Source organism: Paenibacillus mucilaginosus 3016, from assembly GCF_000250655.1.
Lineage (GTDB): Bacteria > Bacillota > Bacilli > Paenibacillales > NBRC-103111 > Paenibacillus_G > Paenibacillus_G mucilaginosus.
Window position 1 is genome coordinate 8212019 of sequence record NC_016935.1, and the last position, 12060, is coordinate 8224078.

The 12060-nt window shown below is 61.9% G+C and carries 10 protein-coding genes; 3 read left to right on the forward strand and 7 right to left on the reverse strand.

The genetic code is table 11. The features are described from left to right. The 5 genes from gabT to PM3016_RS34215 all read right to left on the reverse strand — a co-directional run bounded on the left by gabT (position 1) and on the right by PM3016_RS34215 (position 7104). Positions 1-1392, reverse strand: coding sequence for a 4-aminobutyrate--2-oxoglutarate transaminase (gene gabT / locus PM3016_RS34195; RefSeq protein WP_014372527.1), 1392 nt, complete (start codon positions 1390-1392; stop codon positions 1-3). Between the two features lie 136 nt (positions 1393-1528). Then, positions 1529-2920 (reverse strand): putrescine aminotransferase, encoded by a 1392-nt coding sequence (locus PM3016_RS34200; RefSeq protein WP_013921085.1) that lies wholly within the window; start codon positions 2918-2920, stop codon positions 1529-1531. A gap of 41 nt (positions 2921-2961) precedes the next feature. Next, positions 2962-4434, reverse strand: coding sequence for an aldehyde dehydrogenase family protein (locus tag PM3016_RS34205; protein ID WP_013921086.1), 1473 nt, complete (start codon positions 4432-4434; stop codon positions 2962-2964). Positions 4435-4581: 147 nt separating this feature from the next. Beyond that, on the reverse strand, positions 4582-5919 hold the full coding sequence (locus tag PM3016_RS34210) for a Glu/Leu/Phe/Val family dehydrogenase (protein ID WP_013921087.1): 1338 nt from the start codon (positions 5917-5919) through the stop codon (positions 4582-4584). 144 nt (positions 5920-6063) lie between these two features. Then, the gene (locus PM3016_RS34215; RefSeq protein WP_014372528.1) at positions 6064-7104 is read right to left on the reverse strand and encodes a lyase family protein; all 1041 of its coding nucleotides are present in this window, start codon (positions 7102-7104) and stop codon (positions 6064-6066) included. Between the two features lie 257 nt (positions 7105-7361). Here PM3016_RS34215 and pdxS point away from each other — a divergent pair, with 257 nt between their 5' ends. Then, positions 7362-8252, forward strand: a complete 891-nt coding sequence (pdxS, locus tag PM3016_RS34220; RefSeq protein WP_013921090.1) for a pyridoxal 5'-phosphate synthase lyase subunit PdxS — start codon at positions 7362-7364, stop codon at positions 8250-8252. Between the two features lie 153 nt (positions 8253-8405). Here pdxS and PM3016_RS34225 read toward each other — a convergent pair whose 3' ends face one another. Then, positions 8406-8855 (reverse strand): DUF441 domain-containing protein, encoded by a 450-nt coding sequence (locus tag PM3016_RS34225; protein WP_013921091.1) that lies wholly within the window; start codon positions 8853-8855, stop codon positions 8406-8408. A gap of 324 nt (positions 8856-9179) precedes the next feature. On the opposite strand from PM3016_RS34225, the gene PM3016_RS34230 reads away from it, so the two are divergent. Next, positions 9180-10625: a sensor histidine kinase gene (locus tag PM3016_RS34230; protein ID WP_238540396.1), complete on the forward strand. Its 1446-nt coding sequence runs from the start codon at positions 9180-9182 to the stop codon at positions 10623-10625. Here the strand turns inward: PM3016_RS34230 and PM3016_RS34235 are convergent. Further along, complete coding sequence (locus PM3016_RS34235; protein WP_014372530.1) at positions 10622-11059, reverse strand: hypothetical protein; 438 nt, start codon at positions 11057-11059, stop codon at positions 10622-10624. The two genes, PM3016_RS34230 and PM3016_RS34235, sit on opposite strands and share 4 nt — an antisense overlap. Before the next feature lie 182 nt (positions 11060-11241). On the opposite strand from PM3016_RS34235, the gene PM3016_RS34240 reads away from it, so the two are divergent. Continuing rightward, positions 11242-11973 (forward strand): response regulator transcription factor, encoded by a 732-nt coding sequence (locus tag PM3016_RS34240; protein ID WP_014372531.1) that lies wholly within the window; start codon positions 11242-11244, stop codon positions 11971-11973. The last annotated feature ends 87 nt before the right edge of the window (positions 11974-12060 follow it).

Here is a 12060-nt window from a genome sequence, read left to right on the forward strand (position 1 = left end):
TCAGACTCCTATCGTAGGCTGGGGAGCCGTCAGTCTTCGTAGCACGCCTCCCAGGATGGAGAGGCCTTCCTCAAGCTGCTCCCCGGTAATGACGAGCGGCGTCAGGAAACGCAGCACATTGCCGTGTACACCGGCAGATAGCACAATAACCCCTTCGACGCAGCACGCCTTCGTCACCGCGGCCACCAGCTCCTTCGCGGGAGCGCCGGTCGCCGGGTCGGCGAACTCCACCGCGCACATGGCGCCGAGCCCGCGGATATCCGCGATCTGCGGCACGTCCTTCTGCAGCTCGCTGAAGTACGATCGGATGTGTTCGCCGATCTCCACGGCCCGCTCCGGCAGCCGGTCGCGCTCCATGAGCTCGATGACGGCCAGGGCCGCCGCGCAGCCGAGCGGGCTGCCGCCGTACGTGCCGCCGATCTCCCCGGGCTGCGGTGCATCCATCAGCTCCGCCCGGCCGATGACGCCGGAGATCGGCACACCGGCGGCGATCGACTTGGACATCGTCAGGAGATCCGGCTCGATGCCGAAGTGCGTCGAGGCGAACATCGTGCCCGTGCGGCCGAAGCCGGTCTGGATCTCGTCGGCGATGAACAGAATCCCGTGCCGCCGGCAGATCTCGTAGACGCCCTGCACGAAGGACTTCGGCGGTACGATGAACCCGCCCTCGCCCTGCACCGGCTCCATGATGACCGCCGCCAGCTCTTCCGGGGCCACTTCAGTGTACAGGAAGTCCTCGAATTGTTTCAAACAAAACGCCGCATACTCCTCTTCGGACATGGAAGCCGGCTTGTGGAACGGATACGGGAACGGCGCCTTGTAGGTCGCCGGCGCGAACGGCCCCATCTGGAACTTGTAGGGCTTCACTTTGCTCGTCAGCGACATGCCCATCAGCGTCCGTCCGTGGAAGCCGCGGGTGAACGACACGATCCCTGTCCGTCCCGTCGCCTTGCGGGCGATCTTCACCGCATTCTCGACCGCTTCCGCCCCCGAGTTCAGGAAGATCGTCTTCTTCGCAAACGAGCCCGGCGTAATCTCCGCAAGCTTCTCCGCGAGCTGGAGATACGGCTCATACATGGCAACATGAAAGCACGTATGAATATACTTACCCGCCTGCTCCTGGATCGCCCGCACGACCTCCGGCGGGCAGTGGCCTGCGTTCAGTGTCCCGATCGCTCCGGCGAAATCCAGGAACACATTCCCGTCCACATCATAGATCAGCGCCCCCTCCGCCCGCTCGGCGAAGATCGGCGTATTGTTCCCTACGCCCTTCGGTACGTGGCGCTGCCGGCGCTCCAGAAGCGCACGCCCCTTCTCTCCGGGCAGCTCCCCGGTTACCCGCGCGAACCTGCGCCCTGTCCCGCTTTGATCCTGACTCTGCACCTGTGTCATTCTCTTTCTCCTCCCGATCCTGCGGAAAAAGAAGGCCCGCCCGGCAGCCGGCCTTCTTCCTTCGCCCGATGAATCATTCCTATGGTGAATCATTGACCGCATGAATCTTCCCGAACGCTTCAACGAAGCGGCCCGATTACAGCTGAATCTGGCCCAGCACCTTCTTGAACTCGGCGATCACGCGGTCGGCCTGCTCGTAGGTGATCGTCAGCGGCGGCTCAATCCGGATCGTCTTCGCATTGATGAGCGTCCCGGCCACCAGCACGCCGTTGTCGAACAGCCCTTTGGACACCTCATAGCCGATCTCATCGGTATGGAACTCAATGCCGATCAGCAGGCCGAGGCCCCGGATCTCCAGCACAAGGTCCCCATGATCCGCCGCCGCTTCGCGCAGGCCCTTCAGCATATAGTCGCCGAGCTCAGCCGCTCTCGCCGGCAGGTTTTCCTCGATAAGCACGTTGAACGTCGCAATGGCCGCGGCGCAGGCCAGCGGGTTGCCGCCGAACGTGGTCGTGTGCATGAACGGGTTCGGGAAGAAGCTCTTGAACACTTCTTCGGTCGCCACCACCGCACCGGCCGGCATGATCCCGCCCCCGAACGCCTTCGCGAGACACAGGATGTCCGGCACGACGTCGTAGTGCTCGCAGCAGAACAGCTTGCCCGTACGCCCCATGCCGGTCTGGACTTCGTCGAAGATGAGCAGCGCGCCGAATTCGTCGCAGAGCTGGCGCAGCCCCTTCAGGTAGCCGTCCGGCGGCAGGATGACCCCGCCCTCGCCTTGGATCGGCTCTACAATCACGCCGGCCACGTCCTCACCGGTCATCGCGCAGGCTTCCATCGTCTTGCGCATCATGTCCAGATCGCCGAAGTGCACGTGCTTGAAGCCCGGGATCATCGGCAGGAACGGCTTGCGGAAGACTCCCTTGGCCGTGCCGGACAGGGACCCGAGGCTCTTGCCGTGGAAGGCCCGCGTTGTCGCGATGAAGGTCGTGCGGGAGCTGTACATCTTCGCAAGCTTCAGCGCGGCCTCCACGGTCTCCGTGCCGCTGTTCGCGAAGAACGCATACTTGAGTGCGCCCGGCGTCACGTCCGCCAGAATCTTCGCCAGGATGGCCCGCAGCGGATCGAGCAGATCCTGGCTGTGCAGCGCCTGCCGGTTCATCTGGTCGATGACCGCCTGCTTGACCTTCGGGTGCCCGTGGCCGACGTTATAGATCCCGAAGCCGCCGAGACAGTCGATGTATTCTTTGCCATGGACGTCCATGAAGCAGTTCAGGCCGGAGTCCTTCCACTCGACCGCCGCGAACTGGCCGTCCTTCGTGACGGACTTGCGGTAAGCCAGGAAGCCCGGATTGACGTGCTCACGGAAGTTATCGACGGTCTCCTTGGTGATCCAGGCCGCTTCTTCCTTCGTAATGTCCTTTTTGCTGATCATATCCAGCACTTTATTCGTATAGGCGAATACGTCCGCCAGCTGTTCCTTGAGCTCCGCCGCCTTGCCTGTCTGTTCTGCCGTTCCGTTCGTCATAGTAACCCTCCTGTAAGTTGGAATTGTATTCATTATCAGTGCTAGTTCGCGTACCAGCCGATCGGCTGCACTTGGAGATTGATATTGATCTGCTTGACCTCGGTGAACTCCGAGAGTCCCCGGGTGCCGAGGCCGCGCCCGATGCCGCTCTGTTTGTAGCCGCCCCACGGCGCTTCATTGTACGCATTGTGGAACGTGTTGATCCACGTGATGCCCGCCCGCAGCCGCTTCACGACCCGCAGCGCCTTCGCCCCGTCGGTCGAGAAGACGCCGGCCGCGAGGCCGTAGTCCGAGTCGTTAGCGATACGCACCGCTTCGTCCTCATCCTTGAACTTCTGCACGACGAGCACCGGACCGAAAATTTCCTCCCGCACGATCCGCATCTCCGGCGTCACGTCCGTAAATATCGTCGGCTCGACGAAGTACCCGCGGTCAAGGCCTTCCGCCGTCATCCGGGAGCCGCCGCACACCAGCTTCGCACCTTCCTGCCGGCCGAGCTCGATATAATGCAGCACCTTCTCCATGTGCGCCTCGGAGACGAGCGGGCCCATCTCGACCCCTTCCTCATTCCCCGGTCCGGTACGGATGAGCTTCGCCCGTTCCACCAGGCGCTCGACGAAGCGGTCATGGATGCTCTCTTCGAGCAGCAGCCGGGAGCCGGCCGCACACACCTGGCCCGAGTTCGCGAAGATCGCGAACAGCGCATAATCCACCGCCGTCTCGAAGTCGGCATCCGCGAACACAATGTTCGGCGACTTGCCGCCGAGCTCCAGCGAGATGTTCTTGATATTGCCTGCGGCCGCCCGCATGATGCTGCGCCCGGTCGCCGTTCCGCCCGTGAAGCTCACCTTGTCGACGAGTCCGCTCTCAGCGATCTCCTGGCCGACCGTGGCGCCCGGCCCCATCACCAGGTTCGCCACCCCCTGCGGAATCCCCACGCTTTCGAAGATTTCGAAGAGCTTCACCGCCGTCACCGGCGTCAGCTCCGACGGCTTGAACACGACCGTGTTGCCTGCAGCCAGCGCAGGGGCCAGCTTCCAGACCGCAATGAGCAGCGGGTAATTCCACGGCACGATCAGCCCGCAGACGCCGACCGGCTCATGCACCACCATCGCCTGCACCGGGTCCGCCACGTCATACGTCTCTCCGTGCGGCTTGGTAATCAGCCCCGCGTAGTAGCGGAAGCAGTTCGCCGCATCGGCGATGTCGATAAGCGATTCGCGCAGCGGCTTGCCGTTGTCCTGGGTCTCCAGCGCGGCCAGCTCTTCCGCCGAAGCTTCCAGCCGGTCCGCCACCGCGAGGAGCACCGCTGCGCGCTGTGCCGGCGGCCGGGAGGACCAGACGCCGCTGTCGAACGCCCGGCGTGCGGCCTCAATCGCCCGGCGCGCATCGGCTGTACCGCCGTCCGCCGCCTCGGCGACGGCCTCCCCGCTGGCCGGATTCACGATCTTCCGGGTAGCGCCGCTCTCGGCCTTCACCCAGGCGCCGTCGATATACATGTGCAGATGGGTCACAAAGCTCACTCCTTAGCAATGGTTGAGTTCACATAGAATAGAAGAGCAAGAATCATGCCAAGTCCGCCGGGAACCGCGGCCGCCGCTGCCGGGCGGCTCTCTATGCAGCTTTGCATCCCGGCAGTTATGCGCCCGTGAAGAGCTTATTCACTTTTGCATAAGTCCCGCCGGCAGCACTCCGGGCACCCAGCCCCGGGCGATCGAGGCCTCGGCGAGCTTGCGCACCCCCGCCACATAAGCCGCCGTCCGCATGTCGATGCCGTACTGCTGCGAGGTCTGGTACACCTTGCGGAAGCTCTTCTCGATCTTCTCCTTGAGCTTCCCGTCCACTTCTTCTTCCGGCCAGTACAGCCCCTGGTTGTTCTGCACCCATTCGAAGTAGGACACGATGACGCCCCCCGAATTCGCCAGAATGTCCGGCACGACGAGAATGCCCCGCTCCGCCAGCCGCTTCGTGGCCTCCCTCGTCGTCGGTCCGTTGGCCGCTTCCACGATGACCCGGCAGCGGATCCGGTCGGCATTCGCTTCGGTGATCTGGCCGCCGAGCGCCGCCGGCACAAGCACGTCGCATTCTTTCTCGAGCAGCTCCTTGTTCGTGATCGTCTCACGGAACAGGTGCGTTACCGCACCGAACGAATCGCGCCGCTCCATGAGGTCGGGGATATCGAGCCCCCGCTCGTCGTACACCGCACCGAAGACGTCCGAGATGCCGATGACCTTGGCTCCTTCCTCGTGAAGCATCTGCGCCAGATGGCTGCCCACGTTGCCGAAGCCCTGGATGATGACCCGGGCGCCGCGCAGCTGCAGGCCGATCTGCTCGCTGGTCAGCTTCAGCGTGTAGAGCACGCCCTTCGAGGTCGCCGTCTCCCGCCCGAGCGAGCCGCCGAGAATGATCGGCTTGCCGGTAATGAAGCTCGGCGAATCGTTCTCGCGGATATGATCATACTCGTCGGCCATCCAGGCCATGATCTGCGCATTCGTGAACACGTCCGGCGCGGGGATATCCTTCGACGGGCCGACGAGCTGGGAGATGGCCCTGACATACCCCCGGCTCAGACGCTCAAGCTCGCCGAAGCTCATCGACCGCGGATCGCAGACCACGCCGCCCTTGCCGCCGCCGTACGGCAGGTCGGTAATCCCGCACTTCAGGCTCATCCAGCCGGAAAGCGCCTTCACTTCATCAGGCGTCACTTCCGGGTGGAAGCGGATGCCGCCTTTGGTCGGGCCCACCGCATCATTATGCTGGGAACGGTACCCCGTGAAGATCTGCGTCGTTCCGTTATCCATTCGCACCGGGATTTTGACTTCCAGGAACCGGATCGGATCCTTCAGAAGCTCGTATACCGGCCCCGGATACCGGAGGAGATCCGCCGCTTCCTTCAAAAGCTCCTGGAACGCGATCAGCGGATTATCCTCTGCCGCCCCCTGGCGTGCCGCCTGTGTCTCCTGCGTCGTTGTCACGTGTTTGCCCGAATGAACCGTCATGTTTAACACCCCATTAGTGGAATCGCCTTACACTTGGAAGATCAGCAAGTTCGGTGCCAATCTACCGCTGCGCGGAAGATTGGGCGGCTTCGGCACACTGTCGCAGCCCCCGGCTCCCCTCCGCTTCCTCTCCCCCTGTCTCCCTCATACCTGCTGCGTCTCCCGCGCCCCGGCCTCCGCCCAGCCCCGCAGCTGTCCGGCCCCGTACATCAGGCACCGCATCGACGGCAGCAGGTTCAGGAGCACGATCGGCGTCATGTCGCCGATGCCCGACCGTACGCCCTGCGTCGCCTTCAGGAGAATGCGGTGGTGGCCGATGACCTGGATGAGCAGGTGCATCGGTCCCTCGAGCAGGTGCAGGCTGCCTGTGCCGCCCGCCCGCTCGACGTGCCTCCATCCGGCCAGCCGACGGCACAGCTCCGACAGCCCCAGCGCGGTGGTATGCACCGCTGCCGAGAGCTTGCGGTAGACAGACGTATCCGAGGTGCCGGCCGTCCGGCCGGCGGGCAGGAGCACCCGGCCGGTATCTTCGCCGAGGCAGCGGAGCAGCCGGCCGGTGAATGCCGGCTCGCCGGAGAGCGGCACGCGCAGCAGCACCTTCTCGGCGCCGCGGATGAGCTCGGCGTCCTCCCTGACGCGGCCCGCATAATCCCTGGCTTCCGGCGGCAGGCCTTCGCGGGCGAGCGACTGACCCAGCTCCTGCAGTGAAGCCGTCAGCTCCTCCGTCAGGGTGAGACAAGCCAGCCGCGAGGCGAGGCGCACCACCTCGCCCGGGGGAAGGCCCAGACCGGCGTGCAGCTCCGGATGGCAGCTCCCGTAATCGCCCTTCTCCCGGGCCATCAGCTCCAAGGCCCGGTTGGCCAGCACGTCGTTCATATTAATATCGAGCGCGGCTGCGGATCTTCCCTGGGCGGGATCGACGATAAAATGCTTCCTGTAATGCCCTCTGGCCACTTCCCCCGCCGCAATCGTCAGCGTGCGGGCCGCAAGCCGCGGCAGCACCCCAAGCTCGCCGTTCACCTTGGCCGAGGCCCCCTTGACCCGGGCCAAGGCGGTGATCCACTCCTTCGGCACGGCCGCCTCGCTGCGCGGGGAAGCCGCTGCACGGAGGGTGCGGACACCGAAGTACGCATCCGCGGGCAGCCTCCGTTCGCCCCAGGTATCCTTTTCTATGCGTTCCTGCATGACTCTCATCTCCTTTGCATACGGATGCGCCCGTCAGCGCCAGGTGCATCCCTCTGTCCCGGTACAAGCAAGTTGCATACCAATCCCGCTGAGCCCTCTGCGCCCCCCTCTTTATGCAATCCTGCATAAAACGTGCAGCAATGAATGAAATCGCATACATAGAAAGCCCGCCGACCGCGAGCTAGAGGCTTGGCACACTTCTTGCTTGCCCTTAAGGACAGAAACAATCCCACACAACAATGAACAGAGGAGCGGTTATGATGGCACCAGAAACCGGATCGGTAAGAGTCAAACGGGGCATGGCGGAAATGCAGAAGGGCGGCGTCATCATGGACGTCATTAATGCGGAGCAGGCACGGATCGCCGAGGCGGCCGGCGCGGTGGCGGTCATGGCGCTCGAGCGCGTCCCGTCGGATATCCGGGCGGCCGGCGGCGTGGCGAGGATGGCGGACGTGTCGATCGTGGAAGAGGTGATGAAGGCGGTCACCATTCCCGTGATGGCGAAGGCCCGGATCGGCCACTACGTCGAGGCCCGGGTGCTGGAATCCCTCGGCGTCGACTATATCGACGAGAGCGAAGTGCTCACCCCCGCCGACGAAGTGTTCCATATCAGCAAGAATGAGTTCACCGTCCCCTTCGTCTGTGGAGCGCGGGACATCGGCGAAGCACTGCGGCGCATCGGGGAAGGCGCATCGATGATCCGCACAAAGGGCGAGCCGGGCACCGGCAATATCGTCGAAGCGGTGCGCCACATGCGGACCATGGTATCCCAGGTCCGTAAGGTGCAGAGCCTCTCGCCTGACGAGCTCATGAACGAGGCGAAGCTGCTCGGTGCGCCGTATGAGCTGCTGCTCGAGGTGCACCGCACCGGCCGGCTGCCGGTCGTGAATTTCGCCGCCGGCGGCGTCGCCACCCCGGCGGACGCGGCCTTGATGATGCATCTCGGCGCAGACGGTGTCTTCGTCGGCTCCGGCATCTTCAAGTCCGACTCGCCGGAGCGCTTCGCCCGGGCGATCGTCCAGGCAACGACGCACTACGAGGACTACGGGCTTATCGCCCGCGAATCCAAGAACCTCGGCACCGCGATGAAGGGCCTTGAGATCTCCACGCTGCGTCCGGAAGAGCGGATGTCCGTGCGCGGCTGGTAACCCGGCATTCGCTGCCCGGCAGCATGAGATCATGGTCTTCGCCGTCCTTTATGTATTCAAAATATAAGGTGACAGAATCGAGCCTTGGTGAGATATAACTTCTTATATTTCAAAAAAACAGACCTAACCCGGCATCCGCGGTTAGGTCTGTTTTCATTTGGCCACCAGGAGCGACAGAATCCCCGCCGCAATCAGCGGCCCCACCGGCACGCCCTTGAAGAACGCCACGCCCAGGATCGTTCCGATCACAAGGCTGGTGACAAGCGCCGGAGAGCTCGACATCAGGTGGGCGCCCCGCCCGCCCAGGTAGGCTACCAGGACGCCCACGCCTATGGCGGCGATCGATTTCCAGTGCAGGAAGGACTGGTAGAGCTCCTTGGTGCTGATCGTCCCGCTCGCCAGGGGAGCGAGAATGCCGATCGTCAGGATGATGATGCCCAGCGAGAGCCCGTTCTTCTCAATCCACGGGAACGCCTGATGCAGACCCAGAGTGCGGATCAGCAGAAGCACCACGGCGGCGATCGTAATGGACTGGTTCCGGCTGACAACGCCGAGCAGGGCCAGCAGAATCAGCAGCAGTGACGGCATATCGAGCTGCGGCAAACGGCCACGCCTCCTTCCCACCTTGCAAAATGGAGAACAATTGCATTATAGAGCTTGCGGCGCTCCATTTCCAGGTAGGCGGATGGCCGCCGTCTCCGAAGCAGCGGATGATGGCGCCTGCCGCTCCAAGCGGCCGCATGCGGCAAAAGCTCCCGGCTCAAAAGACAGGCAGCTTCAAGTGGGGCTGCGCTTCTTGCCGGCACAATGAAATGACTGACGCGCAATCCCTGATATGCTATTATTTACCTGCCGGAATGCGGAACAGCAATATCATCGCCTATCGCAATCCGTCATCATCGAATGGGGCAGGTGAACCCATCCTCCGTGATCGTACTCTTCTTTATTCAGCTCTTTACCGGCTCGATCATCCTCTTCGTCGATGCGAAGCGGGAGTCCAACCGATGGCTGGCCGCCAACCTGTTCCTGACCTGTCTATGGGACTTATCCTTCATCTTCCGCGATACCCTGATCCCTTACCTGCAGGCGAACGCTTTGGCTTCCCCTGCGCTCATAGCCTTCCTATTCGAAGCCGCCAAAGGATTCGAATTCACGGGTGAAATTCTCAATCCTTATACCGGACTGTTGTTCGCGGTTGTGTATGCCGGTGCCGCCACGCGGAGGGTCAAGCGGCTGCTCTATGTCATCCTGCTCATCCCTTGTGCCTATATGGCTTACATCACGCCATTTTACCCTGATCTCCGCATTGACTACACGGTGATGGTCTGGTGGGTCGGTGCCTACTACCTGTGCATCCTGATCTTACTGCTGCTGGCGATCATCCGGGCGCCGGATCCTGTCCTGCGCGGCCACCGGATCCTCGTCTTCTGCATGGCGATTCCGCCGATGCTGGGGGACTACTTTTTCAATCATCTGTCGCGTGCACTCGTCTACAACTCCGAGCAGTACCGCCTGCTGATCGTGGTCTACTCGATCCAGTTCGTGCTGTTCTTCGTCTTCGCCATCCGGTACGGCATCTTCGGCATCCGCATCCAGGTCCGGAAGCAGCGCCTCGATTACACGCTTCGCGCACTGACCAGCGGTACGGCCATGATGAACCATGCGATCAAGAACCGCCTGATCAACATTGAGTTCCTGGCCGAGCGCCTCAAGAAGACGATGCCGGACGAAGCCCAGCCGCAGGTACTGTGCTCCCTGGAGAAAATCCGCAGCGAGACCCAGTTCCTCTACCGGATGATGGAACGTATACACAAGCAGAGCCAGGAGGTCGAGATCGCCGCCGTTCCGGTCGGACTTGCCGAGCTCCTTCGGGACGTGATCCGGACCAAGGAAGAGATCATGGAGAGAAAAGGAATCCGGCTGACGGTCCGATTGGAACCGGTGCCTGAGGTCATGGCGGATCCCCTGCATCTCCAGGAGGTGCTGCATAACTTGCTGTCCAATGCGCTGGACGCGGTGATGCCGGGTCAGGGGCATCTGCAGGTGGGCTGCAGAGCCTCCGGCAAATGGGTGCTGGTGGAGGTCAAGGATAACGGGTGTGGTATCGATAAGGGGGATTTGCAGCGTATCTTCGATCCTTTTTATTCCACGAAGCGGAGGTCGGACAATTTCGGTCTGGGGCTATCGTACAGCTATATGGTCATCCGAAAGCATAAGGGCACGATTGAGGCGGCAAGCGAACCGGGACGCGGGACGGCGTTCACGGTGAAGCTTCCTTTGGGCCGGAGCCCCCTGAGAATGCGGCATACTTCCTCACCCGCGCATGGAACTGCAGCAGGCAGCCTTCACACGCATCAGGGGTTACCTGATTAATAGAGTGTGACGGAAGTGACGTTGTAATACCCTTGGGTTCCGCCGGTCGTGGTCAGCAGCACTTTGGCCGAAGCCGAACGGGCATAGGTCAGGGTCGTGAACCGGATCTGCGTGCCGTTGTTGATGATCTCGACCTTCCAATCACTTGCATTGCCTGTACTCGAGGTCACCGAAACCGAGGCTACCTTGCCCTTGAAGCTGTCCGGCAGCGTCTTTGTCACCGTGGAATACTGGCTGGCCGTGAAGAGATTGACTTCACCAAGGTACCATACGATCGGAGGCAGCGGCAGGATCGGCCCTTGCAGGATGATCGGGCTGTTGTCTCTGGCAAGCGGTGTAGTGCTTGCTGCACTGGCGGCTACCGGGATGCTCAGAAGGGTTGCGGCGACGGCGGATACGGCGGATACTTTCAGGGCTTTCTTGACGTTAAACATGATTTTTCATTCCTCCAGAAGGTTTGATTAGTTGAACGCTCTCGTTCACAGGACTTATCATATCCGAAGCGCAGCACCGCCGATATACTCGATGTTTTGAGTATATTTCGAGAAGGCGGCCGGCCCGCATCGACTTCCCCGGGGGAGCGCCCCGCTGGAAACCACTTATAGGGAATGGTGTTATGAAGCCGATCCACACGTTTATCTGCGAAGATGATCCGCTCTTCCTCGAACTGCTCTCCGAATACATCGGGAGTCAGCCGGACATGGAGGTGACGGGAACCGCATCGCGCAAATCTGACCTGATCCAAGCCGTCGGGGTAGTCCCCATGGATGTGCTGCTGCTCGACCTGAATCTGTCCGACGAGAATTATGACGGGATCGAAGCGGCGATTGAGATCAAGGCGATGCGTCCCGACCTCCAGATCATTGTGCTCTCCTCCCTCGACCAGGAAGAGGTGATGACGCATGCCATAGCCTACGGGCGGGTAACCAACTATATCACCAAGGAACACTATGCGGATGTCCCCTCTGCGATCCGCTCGGCGGCGGCCGGCCGTTCCGGCCTTCATCACTCTTCCGCCGGCGTCCTGATGAACCGGCTGGTCCGGAGTCACCAGTCCGAGCTCAAGAAGAAGATCACTCCCGTCCAGCTGCAGATCATGCAGATGCTCGATCAGGGGTACTCCCGGCGGGAGATTGCCGAGAAGCTCTACTACAACGAGCAGTCCGTCAACAACGAATTGTGCAAAGCGAGCAGAACGATCAAAGGCAAATTCCCCTACCTCGAATGGCTCCGGCTCAAAAAGCACAATACGAAGCATCTCGTCGAGCTGGCCAAACAGCTCGGTCTGCTCGAACCCTCACCGGAGCTGCCGGAGACCGCCGCCGGCAGAGAACGTCATCACAGCTGAAGCAGGACACACCCTGCACGAGCCGTCGCACAGCAAAAAACCGTTCGAAGGCCCGGGGCTTGCGAACGGTTACTTGTTTTGTCTATG

What these genes read in the sequence shown, in the direction of transcription:
- gabT (WP_014372527.1), bottom strand. Translation starts at nt 1,392, where the DNA reads ATGACACAGGTGCAGAGTCAGGATCAAAGCGGGACAGGGCGCAGGTTC.
- PM3016_RS34200 (WP_013921085.1), bottom strand. Translation starts at nt 2,920, where the DNA reads ATGACGAACGGAACGGCAGAACAGACAGGCAAGGCGGCGGAGCTCAAG.
- PM3016_RS34210 (WP_013921087.1), bottom strand. Translation starts at nt 5,919, where the DNA reads ATGACGGTTCATTCGGGCAAACACGTGACAACGACGCAGGAGACACAG.
- PM3016_RS34215 (WP_014372528.1), bottom strand. Translation starts at nt 7,104, where the DNA reads ATGCAGGAACGCATAGAAAAGGATACCTGGGGCGAACGGAGGCTGCCC.
- pdxS (WP_013921090.1), top strand. Translation starts at nt 7,362, where the DNA reads ATGATGGCACCAGAAACCGGATCGGTAAGAGTCAAACGGGGCATGGCG.
- PM3016_RS34235 (WP_014372530.1), bottom strand. Translation starts at nt 11,059, where the DNA reads ATGTTTAACGTCAAGAAAGCCCTGAAAGTATCCGCCGTATCCGCCGTC.
- PM3016_RS34240 (WP_014372531.1), top strand. Translation starts at nt 11,242, where the DNA reads ATGAAGCCGATCCACACGTTTATCTGCGAAGATGATCCGCTCTTCCTC.